Genomic DNA, 17840 nt, shown 5'->3' with positions numbered 1-17840 from the left:
GGAGCAGCGCTGCCGCCAGAGCCGGCGGCTGCCGCGGCGCGCAAAGGGCTGCCTCCCTTCCCGCGCAGCGCTCGTAAGCTGTTGGCGGAATGACCTTTCGGCAGATCGCGGCGAAGACTTCGTGACACCTGCGTTAATCGCTGGCGGGCGGGGCCGGTTCATTGTATGTTCTGGCGGGGGCGTTGGCGAGGAGGTGTCGGTCCATGGCTTGGCTCGGCAGGATGCGCGCGACCGCTGCGGCGGCGCTCGTGGTGTTCGCCTTTGCAGCGTTTCCTGCTTCGGCGGCCGATGACGGCAGCGCGCGGCGCATCGTGACGACCAAGGGCGCCGACTATTTCGGCCGCGACTACAACGTCCTGAGGAATGTCGGCCTGCCGGAATGTTCCGCGGCCTGTGTCGCCGACAGGAAGTGCCAGGCCTTCACCTTCAACGACCGCAGCCGCTGGTGCTTTCTGAAGGACGGGGTCGGCGAGTTGCGCACCGTCGCCGGCGCGATCTCCGGCCGGATCGTTCAGGCGCCGGCCGTCGATGCGAACAGCATCGCGGCCCGCGCCAAGGAGTTGGACTTCCTGCCGCAGGCGAGCATCGACGCCGCCAATCGGATGCGGCTTTCGCTCGCGGGCGAGGATCGCGCTCCGACCGCCGCCGGCCAGAGCGTTGCCGATATCGCCGACCGTGCGCGGAGCGCGCTGACCAGCCAGGGGGCGGTCGACCTGTGGCGGGAGGTATTGAAGCGCGAGCCGCTCGACCATGGCGCGTGGGCGGCGCTCGCTGCGGCGGCCCTCGCCAACAATCCGCAGGCCTTCGAGGACCAGCAGGCCAACAACGCCTTGCGCGAGGCGGCGGCGATCAACGCCTATCTCACCGCGTCCAGCGACGCCGCGCGGGCCTCCGCCCTTGGCGATCTCGGCCGCGTCTACGAGGCTGCGGAGAACTGGAAGCGGGCAATCAGGGCCTATCGGCACAGCATCGCGCTGGCGGCCGATGGCTCAGTCCAGTCGCGGCTCGACCAGGCGGTCGCGGCACACGGATTCCGGATCGTCGACCAGAGCGTCGACAACAATGCCGCCAATCCGCGCATCTGCCTGACCTTCTCGGACGCCCTGTCGGCCAAGCTGACGAGTTCGGAGAATCCCGGCGATTACCTCAGCGTCGAGAACGGCGAGACGCTGCCGGTCACGGCCAGCGGCAACCAGATGTGTGTCGAAGGCGTCCAGCACGGGACGCGCTACCACATCGTCGCCCGGCCGGGCATCGCGTCGGCCGACGGCGAGACGCTGCAAAAACAGGCCGATCTCAGCATCTATGTGAAGGACCGGGATCCTTCCGTCCGCTTCGCCACCAACGCCTATGTCCTGCCCGCCGGCGGCAACGCCACCATCCCGGTCACCACGATCAACACCGGCGAGATCGAGGCGAGCGTCCAGCGGATCGGCCCCCGCGGTCTGACCGACCTCGTCGGCAACGAGCGCTTCCTGCGCGAACTCTCCGAATACCAGATCCAGGACATCACCGACCAATCCGGCGAGAAGGTCTGGACCGGCAAGGTGGATGTCGCCCGGGACCTCAACCAGGAGATCGTGACGGCGATCCCGGTCGCGGCGATCGCGCCCGACATGAAGCCCGGGATCTATGTCCTGACCGCGAAGGCCAAGAACGGGCCCGCCTATCAGGACACCGCCGCGACCCAGTGGTTCGTCGTCTCCGACATCGGCCTCTCCACCTTCGCCGCCTCCGACGGCTTTCACGTCTTCGCGCGGTCGCTCTCCAGCGCCGCGCCGCTCGCGGGCGCGAGCCTCGATCTTGTGGCCGTCAACAACCAGATCCTCGGCACCGCGACGACGGATTCCGCCGGCCATGCGCGCTTTCCCGCCGGCCTTTTGCGCGGCACCGGCGGCAACCGGCCGGCCATCCTCACGGCGATCAGGGACCCCTCCGACTTCGTCTTCCTCGACCTGACCGCGTCGCCCTTCGACCTGACCGATCGCGGCGTCGACGGACGCCCACCCGCGGGCCCGCTGGACGTCTTCCTGACGCCCGAGCGCGGCATCTACCGAGCCGGCGACACGGCCTATCTGACGGCGATGACGCGGGATTCGCAGGGGCAGGCGATCACCGGCCTCAGCCTGTCCGAGATCGTCACGCGGCCGGACGGCGTGGAGTTTTCGCGCAGCCAGGTCCGGGACCTCGGAGCGGGCGGCTATTCCTTCCCGGTCGCCCTTCCGAAGAATGCCATGCGCGGCGTCTGGAAGGTCGCGCTCCACACCGATCCGAAGCAGCCGGCGCTCGCCGAGACAAGTTTTCGCGTCGAAGACTTCGAGCCGCAGAAGATCGACTTCGATCTGACCACCGAGGCAAAGGTGCTGGACCCGGCGTCGCCGCCGGTGATGGAGGTCGCCGCGCACTTTCTCTTCGGCGCGCCGGCGGGCGGCCTCGAGGTGGACGGCGAGGCGGTGCTGACGTCGTCGGCCGCGCTCGACGGCTTTCCCGGCTATTCCTTCGGCCTTGCGACCGACGACACGACGGCGGCGCGCCAGCCCTTCGAGACCGCGACCACCGACGAGGCGGGCAAGACCTCCATCGCGCTCCCGGCTTTTGACGCACCGGTGACGACGCGGCCGCTGGTCGCCTCGATGCGGGTCCGTGTCGTCGATGCCGGCGGCCGGCCCGTCGAGCGCACGATGGACCTGCCGCTTGCCGGCGCCAAGCCGCGGCTCGGCATCAAGCCGCGCTTCGACGGCACCGTTTCGGAAAACGCCACCGCCGGCTTCGACCTCATCGCCATCGATGCCGACCGCTCCCGGACCGGCCTGTCCAAGGCCGCCTGGGTCCTCAATAAGGTGACGACGCGCTTCCAGTGGTACCGGACGACCAGCGGCTGGAACTACGAGCCGGTACGGTCCTCGACCCGCGTCGCCAGCGGCACGGTGGACATCGGCGCGGACGCGCCCGCGACGCTGAACCTTCCGGTCGAATGGGGCGAGTACGAGCTGACGCTGAGCGACCCGGCGGGCAAGGCCGTACCGGCGAGCGTCACCTTCGACGCCGGCTGGTACGTGGCGACGACGTCGGTCGACACGCCGGACGTCGCGCGGGTGTCCCTGGACAAGGCGCGCTACCGGATCGGCGACACGGCGACCGTCCATATCGAGCCGCGCTTCGCCGGCAAGGCGGAGATCCTGGTGATGGACGAGCGCGTCATCGCCACCAGGACCGCGGACATCCCCGCCGCGGGCGGCGACGTCACCCTCGCCGTCACGCGCGACTGGGGGCCGGGTGCCTATATCGCGGCGGTCGTCTACCGGCCGATGAACCTCGACCAGAAGCGCATGCCGGGGCGGGCGATCGGTCTCGCCCATGCGAGCGTCGATCCCGGCGACCGAGCCCTGACGGTGGCGATCGGCGCGCCGGAAAAGATCCGCCCGCGCCGGAGCGTCGATATCGGCCTCACCGTCGGCGGGGTAAAGCCGGGCGAGACCGCCTATGTCACGCTGGCGGCCGTCGATGTCGGCATTCTCAACATCACCGGTTTCCAGCCGCCTTCGCCGAAGGGCTACTACTTCGGCAAGCGTCGCCTCGGCGTCGAGATCCGCGACCTCTACTCCAAGTTGATCGACCGGATGGCCGGGGCGCCCGGCACCGTCCGATCCGGCGGCGACGCCGGCGCGAGCTATGAGACACCGCCGCCGATGGACGATCTCGTCGCGCGCTATTCCGGCCCGGTGACGGTCGGCGAGGACGGCAAGGCGACGATCCCGCTCGACATTCCGGACTTCAACGGCACGCTGAAGCTGATGGCGATGGCCTGGTCAAAGACCGGCGTCGGCGAAGCGAGCGCCGACATGACGGTGCGCGACCCGATCGTGGTCGCGGTCAGCCGGCCGCGCTTCCTGGCGCCGGGCGACACATCGCGCATCGCGATCGACGTCACGCATGTCGAGGGACCGACGGGAGCGGCGCATGTCGCCCTGTCGGGCGGCGCGGGCCTGGTGAAGCTGGGGCCGGGCGCGGAGGCGACGCTCGATCTGACGAGCGACGGACGCAAGCGCATGCTCGTCCCGGTCACCGCCACGGCGATCGGCGACGCCGAATTCGACGTTGCGCTGACCATGCCCGGCGGCGAGACGCTGGAGAAGCATTTCGGCCTGCCGGTCCGCTCGATCGCGCCCGGGACCGTCGACAGGAGCACGGTGACGCTGGCGGCGAACGGCGGCAGGCTGACCCTCGACCCGGATCTCTTCGCCGGCTTCGTCCCCGGCACCGGCAAGGCGACACTGTCGATCACCGGAGCGGCCGATTTCGATGTCGCGGGCGTCGTGCGCGCGCTCGACCGCTATCCCTATGGCTGCACCGAACAGATCACCAGCCGGGCGCTGCCGCTCGTCTATCTCGACAGGACGATCCTCGCCGTCGGCCTGACCGGCGAGGACGATGTGAAGAAGCGCGTCGACGACGCGATCGCCGCCGTGCTCGCCAACCAGTCCTCCTCCGGCAGCTTCGGCCTGTGGGGGCCGGATTCCGGCGACCTCTGGCTCGATGCCTATGTCACCGACTTCCTGACCCGGGCCCGGGAGGCCGGCTACGCCGTCCCGCAGGAGGGCTTCACCCTGGCGATCGACAATCTGAGGAACACGCTCGCCGCGCTGCCGGATGCGCCGGACTGGGGGCCGGTGGCCTACGCCTATTACGTCCTCGCCCGCAACGGCAGGGCGGCGATCGGGGATCTGCGCTACTATGTCGACAATCAGGTGGCGAATCTGCCGACACCGCTCGCCAAGGCGCAGATGGCGGCGGCGCTGGCGCTCTACGGCGACCGGACGCGGGCGGAGACCGTCTTTCGCATGGCGGTGGAGGAGGCGGAGAGCGGCGCCACGCCGAATGCGGCGCGGACGGACTACGGGACGCCGCTGCGCGACAACGCGGCGGTTCTGACGCTGGGCCTGGAGACGGCGGTCGGCGGCGTCCCCTTCGACGGTCTGGTGAAGACGGTGAATGCCGAGTGGCGGCGCCAGAGCCGTACCAGCACGCAGGAGGACACATGGTCGCTGCTGGCCGCGCACGCGCTGCTTGACCGCAATCCGCCGAAGCTGACGGTTGCGGGGCGCGATTTCGTCGGGCCCTACGCCGCCGCCTTCGATGCCGAGACGCTGTCGGCCGGCCTCGACATCGCCAATCGCGATGCGGCGCCGGTCGCGGCGCGGCTGACGCTGCGCGGCGTGCCGGAGGTTCCGCCGCCGGCTTCGAGCGACGGCTATGCGATCAGCCGGAGCTACTACACGCTGGATGGCCAGCGCGCCGACCCTTCGAAGATCGGGCAGGGGGACCGGCTGGTGGCCGTGGTGGAGATGACGCCGCTCGACACGGGGCCGGCGCGGCTGATGATCGACGATCCGCTGCCCGCCGGTCTCGAGATCGATAATCCCGCGATCCTCAAGGGCGGCGACGTCGCAGCGCTCGACTGGCTGGAATTGACGGGCGAGGCGAAGCACACCGAGTTCCGCGCCGACCGCTTCCTCGCGGCGGTCGACCAGGGCGCGGACGACACGCAGGTCCGGCGCTTCGCCTATATCGTGCGCGCGGTCTCGCCCGGCCGGTTCGCGCATCCCGCCGCGGTCGTGGAGAACATGTACGACCCGAGCCGGCGCGGGCGCACCGATGCCGGCACGGTCTCCGTGATCGGACCGCTGCGGTGACGCCGCGCCGCCGGACAGCGGGCTAGGCGATGTCGCGCTTGCGGCGCCTCACCGAGGGCGGCCTGCTCGTCCTGATGCTCGGCCTCGTGGCCGGGCTATGGTCCGCGGCCGCATTCGAGCAGGCAGTCGCCCGGCGTGCGGCGGCCTTCCGGGCCCCCGTCGTCGGGGCCGAGGTGGTCGACCGGGAGGGGCTGCTGCTGCGGCCGTTTCCGATCGCCGACGGACGGTGGCGCCTTGCGGCGGATGCCGGCGATGTCGATCCGCGCTATCTCCGCATGCTCCTCGCCTGGGAGGACAAGCGGTTCACCGACCACGGCGGCATCGACGCGGTGGCCATGCTGCGGGCCGCCTGGCAGTCGCTCCGGGCCGGCCACATCGTCTCCGGGGGCTCCACCCTCACCATGCAGGTGGCGCGCATGCTGGAGGACCTGCCGACCGGCAGCTTCGCGGCCAAATGGGAACAGATGCTGACGGCCCTGGCGCTGGAGCGGCGGCTTTCCAAGGCGGAGATCCTGTCGCTCTATCTGCGGCTCGCGCCCTATGGGGGCAATGTCGAGGGGATCAGGGCGGCGAGCCTCACCCTCTTCGGCAAGGAGCCGCGGCGGCTGACGGCCGGGGAGGCGGCGCTGCTCGTCGTCCTGCCGCAGTCGCCGGAGCGCTACCGGCCGGACCGCCACCCGGCGGAGGCCGAACGGGCGCGGAACCGCGTCCTGTCCCGAATGGCGGGGCTCGGCATCCTGGATGCCCGCGAGGCGGCGCGGGCGAAACGCGAGCCGGTGCCCGGCGGCCGCAGCGAAATGCCGATGCTCGCGGCGCATGCAGGCGAGCGGCTGCACGCCGCCTCGCCCACGCGTCACCGCATCGACCTGACGATCGACAGCGCGCTGCAGGCGCGGCTCGAGGCCTATGCGCGGAAGAAGGCGGCGACGCTGGCGAAGCCGGTCAGCCTCGCCCTCGTCGTCGCCGACTATGCGAGCGGCGACATCCTCGCCGAGGTCGGCTCGCCCGACATCTTCGACCGCGAGCGCCAGGGGTTCGTCGATCTCACCCAGGCGCTCCGCTCGCCCGGCTCGACGCTGAAGCCGCTGATCTACGGCCTCGCCTTCGAGCGCGGCATCGCCCATCCGGAGAGCCTCGTCGACGATTCGCCCGGCGACTTCGCCGGCTACACGCCGCAGAATTTCGACCGGACCTTCGAGGGCGTGATCACCGCCCGCCGGGCGCTGCAGCTGTCGCGCAACCTCCCGGCGGTCGAACTGCTGAGCGCCGTCGGCCCGAGCCGGCTCGTCCATCGCATGCGGCGGGCCGGGGCACGGCCGGACCTCGGCGACCGTTCGCTGCCGGGTCTGGCGATCGGCCTCGGAGGCCTCGGGCTGACGCTGGAGGATCTCGTCCGGATCTATGCCGGCATCGCCAATTCCGGTCTCGCCATGCCCCTCCACATCGAGAAGAGCGATGCGCCGGCGCGCGGGATGCGCATCCTGTCGGAACAGGCCGCCTGGTACGTCACCTCGATCCTCTCCGGCGCGACCACCACGACCAAGGGCTCGCCGGGCGAGATCGCCCACAAGACCGGCACATCCTATGGATATCGCGACGCCTGGACGATCGGCTATGACGGCCGCCATGTCGTCGGCGTCTGGCTCGGCCGGCCCGATGGCGCGCCGGTCGCGGGGCTGGTCGGGCAGGATTCGGCCGTGCCGGTGATGAAGGACGTCTTCGCCCGCATCGGCCCGGTGACGCGGCTGCCGGGGCCGCCTCCCGGCATCCTCGCCTCCGCCGGCGCCGGTCTGCCGCCGCCGCTGCGGCGGGTAGGCCGCGCCGCGGAGCAAAGTCGCGCCGGGCTGCGGCCGGAGATCGTCTATCCGCCCAACGCCGCGGCCGTGGAACTCGGGCTCGGCGAGGGCGCACCGTCCGACCTCTATCTCAAGGTCCGCAACGGCCAGCCGCCCTTCACCTGGTATGTCGACGGACTTCCCGTCGACCGGGGCGAGTTGCGACGCCAGTCGCAATGGCGGCCGCGCGAGCCGGGCTTCCTCACCATCTCGGTGGTCGACGCAGCGGGCTCCGCCGCCTCCAGCCGGGTCTTCGTCAAATAGTGCGACCGGGGCCGCGGTCCGGGCCGGTTGCGGCGGCGGTGCCGGCGGAAGCATTGAGCCCGCGCGCGCCGCAGGCTACAGCATCGCAGCCATCATCAGGGACGACGCGAGAAAAGATGCAGACCGAATATCCTGGATCGTCCCGCCGGCCGCCGGCCGGCCGTTCCGGCGCGAGCCCGCGTCTCGTCCCCGCATGCCCGGGGATCAGCGCCTGATGCAGACCGTCCGGCGCACCTTCCGCCGCTCCGTCGCCGCCGTCGCCGGCGGATTCCTGATGCTCATCGTCGCCGCGGTCACCGCCGGCTTCATCCTCGTGCGCACGCAGGACATCACCGAATGGGTCTCGCACACCTTCGAGGTGGAGGCGGCGCTGGCGGACCTGCGCTCGCTGTCGGAGCGCATCGAGACCGCGCGGCGCGGCTATCTGATCGAGCCCGATCCCCGCTTCCTGCAGGTCTTCGAGGCGACGGCGCGCGAACTGCCGGCACAGCTCGACCGGATCCGCGCCCTCGTCTCGGACAATCCGAGCGAGGTGACGCGGCTTGAGGAACTGCAGCGGCTCAGCGACGAGCATCTCAGACTGCTGCGCTCCTCGATCGCGGACCGCCAGACGGGCGGGAGCGGGGTCACGGCCGCGACCATCCTCGACGAGGACGACGTCCGGATCGTCGAGCGGATAAGGGCGCTGTCGCGCGAGATGAGCGCCGAGGAGCACAAGCTTTTGACGCAGCGCGAGGCGGCGCAGCGCCGCGGCGTCGCGGCGTCTTACATCGTGCTCGGGGTAGCCTTCGTGCTGCTGCTGCTCGTCGCGACGGCGACCATTCTCGCGACTCGGCGCAACATGCGCGACCTCGCGGTGTCGCGGGACCGGCTGCGCCTGCTCAACACCGACCTCGAATCGGCCGTGCAGGTGCGCACCGCCGAGCTGCAGCGGGCCAATGACGAGATCCAGCGCTTCGCCTACATCGTCTCGCACGACCTGCGCTCGCCGCTGGTCAACGTCATGGGCTTCACCAGCGAGCTGGAGGCCGCCACGCGGCCGCTCTCCGAGCTGATCGACCGGGCCGAGGCGGAAGCGCCGGAGCTCGTCACCGAGGAGGCGCGGCTCGCGGCAAAGGAGGATCTGCCGGAATCGATCGGCTTCATCCGCTCCTCGACGCAGAAGATGGACCGGCTGATCAACGCGATCCTGCGTCTGTCGCGCGAGGGGCGCCGGGTGCTGACGCCGGAACGGGTCGACATGAACGAGGTGGTGCGCGGCATCGCCGACACCATGCAGCACCGGGTCGACGAACTGCGCGCCGAGATCCGCGTCGAGGCGCTGCCGACGCTGACGACGGATCGGCTCGCGATCGAGCAGATCGTCTCCAACCTCGTCGAGAACGCGGTGAAATATCTCAAGCCCGGCCGGCCTGGGGTCATCACCGTGCGCGGTCAGCGCCAGCGCGACCGCGCGATCATCGAGGTGTCCGACAACGGCCGCGGCATCGATCCACGCGATCACGAACGAATTTTTGACCTTTTCCGGCGTTCTGGTACGCAGGATCAGCCGGGCGAGGGAATTGGGCTGGCGCATGTGCGCGCGCTCGCCTATCGCCTTGGAGGAATCATCTCCTGCGAGTCGGCGCTCGACGAAGGCGCCACCTTCCGCCTGTCCATGCCCCTCGAGAGCAAATCCACGTAAGGACCGACGCCCGTGAGCAACCACCAGACCGTCAGCATCGTGATGATCGAGGACGACGAGGGGCATGCGCGGCTGATCGAGAAGAACATCCGGCGGGCCGGCGTCTCGAACGAGATCAAGCATTTCGCCGACGGGACAGCGGCGCTCGACTTCCTGTTCAACCATGCCTCGGGACCGGCGAAGAACGGCCCGGCGCTGGTGCTGCTCGATCTGAACCTGCCGGACATGAGCGGCACGGACATCCTGCAGAAGATGAAGGCGGAGGGCAGCCCGCTGCGCCGCACGCCGGTCGTCGTGCTGACCACCACGGACGACAAGGTGGAGATCGAGCGCTGCTACGATCTCGGCGCCAATGTCTACATCACCAAGCCGGTGAACTACGAATCCTTCGCCCAGGCGATCCGCCAGCTCGGCCTGTTCATCTCGGTCATCCAGCTGCCGGATATCGAGGGAGAGGCTTAACCCGTCCCGTGCCGCGCGTTCTCTACATCGACGACGACGAGGGCCTGCGGACGCTGACGCGTCGTGCGCTGCGGCGGCGCGGCTACGAGGTGACGACGGCGGCGAGCGCCGACGACGGCATGGCGCTGCTCGATGAGGACCGCTTCGACCTCGTCGCCATCGACCACTACATGCCCGGCAAGAACGGCCTTGAGGCGCTGGCGATGATCGGCGCGCTCGATGCGCCGCCGCCGGTGGTCTACGTCACCGGGTCGGAGGAGACGCAGGTCGCCGTCGCGGCGCTGAAGGCCGGCGCGGCGGACTATGTGGTCAAGACCGTCGGCGAGGACTTCTTCGATCTGCTCGCGTCGAGCTTCGAGCAGGCGCTGGAGCGACGCGCGCTGCTGGCCGCCAAGGACGAGGCGGAGCGGGCGCTCAGGGCCAGCAACGAGCGGCTCGCCGCGCTCCTGAAGGAAGCCAACCACCGCGTCGCCAACTCGCTGCAGATCGTCGGCGCCTTCGTGCAGATGCAGGCGGCGAGCGTCACCAGCGAGGAAGCGAAGATCGCGCTGAAGGACACCCACCAGCGCATCACCGCGATCGGCCAGGTGCATCGCCGGCTCTACACCTCCGACGACATCGAGACCGTCGACATGGCGGAGTATCTCGGCTCCTTCATCGCCGAGCTGGAAGCGACCTGGTCGACGCCGGGCTCGCCGCGGCTGATCCGCCTCGTCGCCGACAATCTGCGGCTGGCGACGGACAAGGCCGTCTCGGTCGGCGTGATCGTCAACGAACTCGTCGGCAATGCCTGCAAATACGCCTATGGCGCCGGGGAGAGCGGCGAGATCCGGGTGTTCCTCTCCTCTGAGAACGGGGCGTTCCGGCTTCGGGTCGAGGACGACGGCCGCGGCTTCGATCCCGCCAACTCCCCGAAGGGCACCGGCATCGGCACCAAGCTGATCCGCGCCATGGCGATGAGCCTCAAGGCCGAGATCGACTACGGGCTCGGCCCGGCGATGCAGGTGAGCGTCAGGGCGCCGCTGTAGGCGTGCCGGGTCCCCGACCCATAGGTACGACATGGTAGCTGCCGCATGCGTAGATCCGGCGCCTGAGAGAAATGTTTCAACCGCCGCCCTTGACCGTGCAGAGCGCCGGATTTTTGCTTAACGTCATCCCTGCGACCGGATGCAGCTTGGCGTTCTGGAGCTGGCTGTCGGTGGCCTGCGGGAAGGGCTTGTCCCCCGCGGGGTAGCAGTTGACCGCCAGAAGATAGGCGAGAACCTCGGCATATTGCTGCTTCGACAACGAGCCGGGATTGCTGCGCGGCATCGACGTCACCACGATGTGACGCAGGTCGGCCGCCGACCAGCCGAGGATCTTCGCCTTGTTGAGGAACTGCTGGCCGCCGATCGCCGGCGCCGATTTTCCCTGCAGCTGCCCGCCATGGCAGGAGGCGCATTGCATGGCGAAAACGCCGGCGCCCTGCACGGCCTGCGCCTCGGTGTAGAGTTTCGGCAGGTTTCCGCCACTGCCGGAGGATAATCCTCCGTCCGAGGCCGAGCCGCTTCCCGATGGAGACGAGGCATCCGTGGCGGACGAGGCGTTGTCCGCCGTCTGAGCGCTAGCGCGGTCAGATGCCGGAGGCGTGCCTGCCGCATTGTTGCTCGACGATGTCGTTGCGCCCCGGTTCGCGGTCGAGGGCGCAGGATCGGCAGATGCCGTCTGTGTCGATGCGCCAGCTCCGGCAGAGGCGTCCGTCGCGTCGGCCTTCTCCCAGCCGCCGTCCTTGCAAAGGTCGTGGCTCATTGCCGCCGCGGCCGTCTCAAGCACGGTCACACCGGCATGGGACCGGACGACCGCGATCGCCAGCGGCACGGAGAACCGGTCGGCACCGCCACCCGGCGCCACAGCGACATAGAGCAACCGGCCGCCCGCCACCCCGTAAACCGGCGCCTTGCTCGGCGCCGCGCAGCCGTCGGCGACGTCGGCGCCATCGGGAACACCCATTGCCGTCGTGGACAGGGCTCCGTAGAGCCCGCCGAGCGGCCCGGTTTCGGAACCGCGGCCTATCGCGACGAGCAAGCTCTCCATGGCACTCGTGGCCGCCGCCTGGAACTCGTCGAGCCCGTCGCTGTCGAGGGCGGAGGACAGGCGGTTCTGCGCCACCGTCGCATTGACCAGCGCGGTGCGGACCGCCGGCAGCCAGGCCGCCGAGCCGCCGGCGCCTTCGAGCGCATTGAGATGGCCGAGCGCGCCGGCGGCGTCGCCCGGATTGCCGGAGGCCGCGTCATAGGTGGCATCCTGCGCGCCGCCGAGCGCATTGATCGCGCGGTGCGCGGCGCGGCGATAAGGATCGGGAGAGCTGGCAGACAGGCCGGAGGCGCGATCGATTTCCGCCACCGCCGCGTCGAGGTCGTGCAACGCGGCCATAGCCTCCTGATGCGGCTTTGCCGCATCTGCGGCCTTTGCCATGGCCGGCTGGAGCGCGAGCGTGGCGCACAGAAGCGCCGCGCCCAAAAAGGGGCGCGACGGCATGATCAGGGTCGAAGCTTGCGTGGTCACTGGGCCGCCTGCGAATTGGAGGAACCCTCGACGAAGGCCGTCAGGTGCGCCGGGCCGGCCGGCTTCGTCATTTCCGACACCTTGAGGAAGCCGGGGTCGCCAGACGATACGAGCAGATAGCGGTGATCGTTCATGGTGAAGGTTGCAGGTGGCGCGATAATGCTCGCCCCGGTGTCATAGGACCACAGGACCTTGCCGGTCTTGGTGTCGTAGGCGTTGAAGTGGCCATCGAGGAGGCCGGTGAAGACCAGCGAAGCGCCCTTGGCGGAGCCGCTGCCCGAACCCTTGGCGGACCCGTTGTAGTCCATCACCAGCGCACCGCCGTTGGCCGGCAGGTCCAGGTGATGCCGCCAGGCGGCTATGCCGTTGCCGACGTCTATCGCGTTAAACCATCCGGAGTTCGGCCCGACGAGGCTGGGGAAGGAACCACCGAGATAAAACTGTCCGGCGATCAACTGCGCCTTCTGCGCCGCCGTCCATTTGCCACACTGATTGGTGGAGGGCACGAAGAACGTATTGGTCGACGGATCGAACGCCCCGCCGTTGAATTCCACGCCGCCATTGGTGTTCGGGCAGGCGTAGTTCGTGCCCTCGATGGGCGGGCTGGAATTCTGGTTCATCTGGTAGCTGACCGGCGTGTCGCTGACGAGCTTGCCGGTCTCGGCATTGAGGATCCAGAACGTGCCGCCCTTGTCGCCCGCGGCCGCGAGCTTGGTCTTCTTGCCGTCGACGGTGCCGGTGAACAGCACCGGCGGCATTGCCGGATCCCAATCATGGGTGTCGTGCGGCCGGAACTGGTGGAACCACTTCATCGTCGGCTGCTTGCCGGAGATGTCGAGTGCGACCATCGAATTGGTGTAGAGATTGTCGCCCTGACGCGGCTTGCCGAGGAAGTCCGGGCAGGGGTTGCCGACCGTGACGTACAGCGTGTCGGTCTTCGGATCGACGGCGAGCCCGTTCCAGATCGCCCCGCAGCCGCGCTTCCAGGAATCACCGGACCAGCTGTCGTGCCCCTTCTCGCCCGGCTTTGGGATGCTCTCCCACTTCCACAGCCGACTGCCGTCCTTGGGCGAAAAGGCGCTGATATTGCCGATGCCGCCCCAATCGCCATCGGACACCCCGAGCAGGAGTTCGTCCTTATAGGGGACCGGCTGCATCGTGTAGAAGCTGTTCTTCGGGTTCGCGACGGTCTGCTTGTTCCACTTCTCCTTGCCGGTCTTGGCATCGACGGCGGCGAGATGGCCGTCGATCATCGCGATGTAGAGTGTGCCGTTCATCAGCGCCACGCCACGATTGCGCGGAAAGCCGACGAGCTGCATCGGCTTCGGATTGTATTGCCAGTCGAGTTTTCCGGTCTCGGCGTCGACGGCATAGATATCGTCGTGGTTCGAGGTGATGTAGATCGTGCCGTTCCACACGATCGGAGAGGATTCGATCGGCCCGTCGTCGGGAAGCTTGAAGGTCCAGGCCTTCTTCAGGTCGCCGACATTGTCGGGACCGATCTCTCCTTCGGAAATCTGGCGGTTGCCGCTATAGTTTCCGGCTGGCAGGATCCAATTGGATCCACTGTCTTTCATGTAGTCCTGCGCTGTCGGGCCGGACGGGTTGCCGGAAGCGCTCGGCGACTGGGCTGCCGCCAAGGCCGGAAAGGCTAGGGCTGCGACGCCGGCCAGAAGCCCGCGCACGATCGAGTGGGTCATTTCGTCTCCTCCGCTGCTCGCGCCGATCCGTGCCGGTTGAGCCCGATCTCAAGGGGGCGCCGTGAACAATGAAGAGGAAGCTGTAGGACTTGCGACGATGGTCCAGCAGCGTTGCATGACGGTTATTTGGTCAGCCACGGGTCGAGAGCCCGCCAGCCGCCTCTCGCCCCGAATTTCTGATTGGAGCGGTCCGGTCTCTGTGGGTGTCGCCGCCCCTACCGCCGCATCAGCCGGATCGCCTCGCCGACGATGCCGCGCCGGAACAGGAGCACGCACAGGACGAAGATCACGCCGATGACGACGGTGACCGGGAAGCCCGAGGTCGCGAAGTAGTTCTGCATGGTGACGACGAGGGCGGCGCCGACGGAGGGGCCGAAGATCGTGCCCATGCCGCCGAGCAGCGTCATCAGCACGACCTCGCCGGACATCTGCCAGGCGACGTCGGTGAGCGTCGCGATCTGCAGGACGATGGCCTTCAGCGAGCCGGCGAGCCCGGCGATGGCGGCGGACATGACGAAGGCGCCGAGCTTGTAGCGCTCGACGCGGTAGCCGAGCGAGATCGCCCGGTTCTCGTTCTCGCGGATCGCCTTCAGGACGTGGCCGAAGGGCGAGTTGACCATCCGCCAGACGGCGAAGAAGCCGAAGACGAAGACCGCCAGCACGAAATAGTAGATGTTCAGCGGCTGGTTAAGGTCGATGAAGCCGAGAAGGTCGCCGCGCGGCACGCCCTGGATGCCGTCCTCGCCATGGGTGAAGGGCGCCTGCAGGAAGATGAAATAGACCATCTGCGACAGAGCGAGCGTCACCATGGCGAAGTAGATGCCCTGGCGGCGAATGGCGATGAAGCCAACGACGAGGCCCATGAGCCCGGCGCCGGCCATGCCGAAGATCACCGCCAGCAGCGGGTCGAGGTGCCAGACCTTGACCGCATGGGCGGTGAAATAGGCGGCGCCGCCGAAGAAGGCGGCATGGCCGAAGGAGAGGAGGCCGACATAGCCGAGCAGGAGGTTGAAGGCCGTCGCGAACAGCGCGAAGCACATCACCGTCATCAGGAAGACGGGATAGACGAAGAACGGCGCGAGCAGCAGGCCGACGAGCGCGACCGCCGCGATCACGAGGCCGGCGGTGGACAGGCTGCGCTGGCCGGCCCGGCGGCGCGGCGAGGCTTCGAGCGATCCCTCGCCGTCGCGGATGGCGGGCGTGTCCGGAAGGCTCGACATCGTCAGAACTCCTTCCCGAACAGGCCGGCCGGCCGGATCATCAGCACGACCGCCATGATGACGAAGACGACGATGTTCGAGGCCTCGGGGTAGAACACCTTGGTGAGACCCTCGAGGATCCCCAGCATGTAGCCGGAGAGGATCGCCCCGACGATCGAGCCCATGCCGCCGATCACCACCACCGCGAAGACGATGATGATGAGGTTCGAGCCCATCAGCGGCGAGACCTGGTAGATCGGCGCCGCCAGCACGCCGGCGAGCGCGGCGAGGCCGGCACCGAGCGCATAGGTCAGCGTCAGGAGCAGCGGCACGTTGACGCCGAAGGCCTGGACGAGCTGCGGGTTCTCGGTCGCGGCGCGCAGATAGGCGCCGAGCTTGGTCTTCTCGATCAGGAGCCAGGTGGCGAGGCAGATGACCATCGAGGCGACGACGACGAAGCCGCGATAGTTCGGCAGGAACATGAAGCCGAGATTGGTGCCGCCGGCGAGCAGCGACGGCGTGCGGTAGGGCTGGCCCGCCGAGCCGAAATAGTAGCGGAAGGTGCCCTCGAAGATCAGCGCCAGGCCGAAGGTGAAGAGCAGGCCGTAGAGATGGTCGAGGTCGTAGAGCCGCGACAGCATGGTCCGCTCGATCACCGCCGAGACGAGCGCGACGACGATCGGGGCGACGATCAGCGCCGGCCAGAAGCCGATGCCGGCATAGGCGAGGCAGAAATAGGCCGCGAAGGCGCCGAGCATGTACTGCGCGCCATGGGCGAAGTTGATCACCCTGAGGAGCCCGAAGATCACCGCCAGGCCCAGCGACAGCATGGCGTAGAACGAGCCGTTGATGAAGCCGAGGAAGAGCTGGCCGAGAAGGGCGGGCAGCGGGATGCCGAAGACCATGGTCATGTCAGCTCAGACCCCCACCACTTCGTGCAGCCGGTCCATCCTGGCGTCCAGCTCGCCGACGGCGAAGCTCTCGAGGATATGGCCGTCCTCCATCAGGTAAAAGCGGTCGGCCACCTTGCGGGCGAAGCGGAAGTTCTGTTCGACGAGGAGCAGCGTCATGCCCTTCTTCTTCAGTTCGATCAGCACGTCGCCGATGCGCTGGATGATCACCGGGGCGAGGCCTTCGGTCGGCTCGTCGAGCAGGATGATCTTGACGCCGGTGCGAAGGATCCGGGCGATCGCCAGCATCTGCTGCTCGCCGCCGGAGAGCTTCGTGCCGGGCGAGTTGCGCCGCTCGGCAAGGTTCGGGAAGAGGTGGTAGATCTCCTCGACGCTCATGCCGCCGGGGCCGACGCGCGGCGGCAGCATGAGGTTTTCCGAGACCGACAGCGAGGCGAAGATGCCGCGCTCCTCAGGCACGTAGCCGATGCCCGAATAGGCGGTCTTGTGGACCGGCACCTTCATCATGTCCTCGCCGGCGATGCGGATCTCGCCCGAACGCCTCGGCAGAAGGTTCATGATCGCCCGCAGCGTCGTCGTCTTGCCGGCGCCGTTGCGGCCGAGAAGGGTGATCGTCTCGCCCTCGTGAAGATCGAGCGAGACACCGTGCAGGACATGGCTCTCGCCGTACCAGCCGTTGAGGTCGCGCACCTTGAGGAGCGGCTCGGTCGGGGCGCGCTCAAGCATCCTCGGTCCCCATATAGGCCTCGCGCACGCGCCGGTCGTTCGAGACCGCGTCGTAGTCGCCCTCGGCGAGAATTTCGCCGCGGGCGAGCACGGTGACCCGGTCGCAGAGATCGGCGACAACGTTGAGATTGTGCTCGACCATGACCACAGTCCGGCCCTTGGCGATGCGCTTGATCAGCGCGGCGATGCGGGAGATGTCCTCGACGCCCATCCCGGCCATCGGCTCGTCGAAGAGCAGCACCGGCGGGTCGAGCGCCAGCGTCGTCGCGATCTCCAGCGCGCGCTTGCGGCCATAGGGCAGCTCCGCCGCCTCGATCTCGGCATAGGCGGAAAGGCCGACGGCGTCGATCAGCCGGTGCGCTTCGTCGTTCAGCCGGTCGAGCAGCCGGTTGGAGCGCCAGAACTGCGTGGCGAGGCTCTCCTTGCGCTGCAGCGCGACACGGACATTGTCGAGCACCGTCAGGTGCGGGAAGACCGCCGAGATCTGGAACGAGCGCACCAGGCCCATGCGCGCGACGTCCGCCGGCTTGACGCGGGTGATGTCGCGGCCGCGGAAGGTGATCGTCCCGGAACTCGGCGTCAGGAACTTGGTCAGGAGGTTGAACACGGTCGTCTTGCCGGCGCCGTTCGGTCCGATCAGCGCGTGGATCGTGTGTTCGGTGATGTCGAGATCGACGGAATTGACGGCCTTGAAGCCGAAGAACTCCTTGGTCAGCCCGCGGGCGGACAGGATCGCCTCTGGCGCGGCGGATGTCATCGAAGGGCCAGGCTCCTCATGGCGTCGTCACGCAAAGTCCCTGCGACGGATGCGGCCTGTCGAAG

The 17840-nt window shown here is 68.5% G+C and carries 11 protein-coding genes; 5 read left to right on the top strand and 6 right to left on the bottom strand.

The annotated features are described in order from the left end of the window. Positions 1–203: 203 nt before the first annotated feature. The 5 genes from AB5S17_RS11640 (at position 204) to AB5S17_RS11620 (ending at position 10966) form a co-directional block, all read left to right on the top strand. Complete coding sequence (locus AB5S17_RS11640) at positions 204–5693, top strand: MG2 domain-containing protein (RefSeq protein ID WP_369239445.1); 5490 nt, start codon at positions 204–206, stop codon at positions 5691–5693. Positions 5694–5722: 29 nt separating this feature from the next. Beyond that, on the top strand, positions 5723–7792 hold the full coding sequence (gene pbpC / locus AB5S17_RS11635) for a penicillin-binding protein 1C (RefSeq protein ID WP_369239443.1): 2070 nt from the start codon (positions 5723–5725) through the stop codon (positions 7790–7792). Positions 7793–8006: 214 nt separating this feature from the next. Further along, complete coding sequence (locus AB5S17_RS11630) at positions 8007–9476, top strand: CHASE3 domain-containing protein (protein ID WP_369239441.1); 1470 nt, start codon at positions 8007–8009, stop codon at positions 9474–9476. Positions 9477–9518: 42 nt separating this feature from the next. After that, positions 9519–9938, top strand: a complete 420-nt coding sequence (locus tag AB5S17_RS11625; protein ID WP_369239732.1) for a response regulator — start codon at positions 9519–9521, stop codon at positions 9936–9938. An 8-nt stretch (positions 9939–9946) separates the two neighbouring features. Continuing rightward, a complete protein-coding gene (locus AB5S17_RS11620; RefSeq protein WP_369239439.1) occupies positions 9947–10966 on the top strand; it encodes a response regulator in 1020 nt (339 codons plus the stop codon). A gap of 76 nt (positions 10967–11042) precedes the next feature. Here AB5S17_RS11620 and AB5S17_RS11615 read toward each other — a convergent pair whose 3' ends face one another. From AB5S17_RS11615 to AB5S17_RS11590, 6 genes are all read right to left on the bottom strand, one after another. Beyond that, positions 11043–12482: a c-type cytochrome gene (locus AB5S17_RS11615; RefSeq protein ID WP_369239437.1), complete on the bottom strand. Its 1440-nt coding sequence runs from the start codon at positions 12480–12482 to the stop codon at positions 11043–11045. Continuing rightward, on the bottom strand, positions 12479–14182 hold the full coding sequence (locus AB5S17_RS11610; RefSeq protein WP_369239435.1) for a pyrroloquinoline quinone-dependent dehydrogenase: 1704 nt from the start codon (positions 14180–14182) through the stop codon (positions 12479–12481). Before AB5S17_RS11610 ends, AB5S17_RS11615 begins: the two co-directional genes overlap by 4 nt. Before the next feature lie 215 nt (positions 14183–14397). After that, complete coding sequence (locus AB5S17_RS11605) at positions 14398–15402, bottom strand: branched-chain amino acid ABC transporter permease (protein ID WP_369239433.1); 1005 nt, start codon at positions 15400–15402, stop codon at positions 14398–14400. A 2-nt stretch (positions 15403–15404) separates the two neighbouring features. Beyond that, positions 15405–16292 carry a branched-chain amino acid ABC transporter permease gene (locus AB5S17_RS11600; RefSeq protein WP_369239431.1) on the bottom strand — a complete coding sequence of 296 codons (888 nt, stop codon included), beginning with the start codon at positions 16290–16292 and terminating at the stop codon, positions 15405–15407. Positions 16293–16298: 6 nt separating this feature from the next. Beyond that, the gene (locus AB5S17_RS11595) at positions 16299–17018 is read right to left on the bottom strand and encodes an ABC transporter ATP-binding protein (RefSeq protein WP_369239429.1); all 720 of its coding nucleotides are present in this window, start codon (positions 17016–17018) and stop codon (positions 16299–16301) included. After that, positions 17011–17775: an ABC transporter ATP-binding protein gene (locus AB5S17_RS11590; RefSeq protein WP_369239427.1), complete on the bottom strand. Its 765-nt coding sequence runs from the start codon at positions 17773–17775 to the stop codon at positions 17011–17013. Before AB5S17_RS11590 ends, AB5S17_RS11595 begins: the two co-directional genes overlap by 8 nt. Positions 17776–17840: the final 65 nt, after the last annotated feature.

The sequence above is a fragment of the Jiella sp. M17.18 genome (assembly GCF_041027365.1).
Classification (GTDB): domain Bacteria; phylum Pseudomonadota; class Alphaproteobacteria; order Rhizobiales; family Rhizobiaceae; genus VKMB-3413.
Note: the sequence above shows the minus strand (reverse complement) of the source record. Positions and strands in the feature narration are given on the sequence as shown.

Coding starts and splice junctions, on each gene's coding strand:
- AB5S17_RS11625 (WP_369239732.1), top strand. CDS start 9,519: ATGATCGAGGACGACGAGGGGCATGCGCGGCTGATCGAGAAGAACATC.
- AB5S17_RS11640 (WP_369239445.1), top strand. CDS start 204: ATGGCTTGGCTCGGCAGGATGCGCGCGACCGCTGCGGCGGCGCTCGTG.
- pbpC (WP_369239443.1), top strand. CDS start 5,723: ATGTCGCGCTTGCGGCGCCTCACCGAGGGCGGCCTGCTCGTCCTGATG.
- AB5S17_RS11600 (WP_369239431.1), bottom strand. CDS start 16,292: ATGACCATGGTCTTCGGCATCCCGCTGCCCGCCCTTCTCGGCCAGCTC.
- AB5S17_RS11610 (WP_369239435.1), bottom strand. CDS start 14,182: ATGACCCACTCGATCGTGCGCGGGCTTCTGGCCGGCGTCGCAGCCCTA.
- AB5S17_RS11605 (WP_369239433.1), bottom strand. CDS start 15,402: ATGTCGAGCCTTCCGGACACGCCCGCCATCCGCGACGGCGAGGGATCG.
- AB5S17_RS11595 (WP_369239429.1), bottom strand. CDS start 17,018: ATGCTTGAGCGCGCCCCGACCGAGCCGCTCCTCAAGGTGCGCGACCTC.
- AB5S17_RS11630 (WP_369239441.1), top strand. CDS start 8,007: ATGCAGACCGTCCGGCGCACCTTCCGCCGCTCCGTCGCCGCCGTCGCC.
- AB5S17_RS11590 (WP_369239427.1), bottom strand. CDS start 17,775: ATGACATCCGCCGCGCCAGAGGCGATCCTGTCCGCCCGCGGGCTGACC.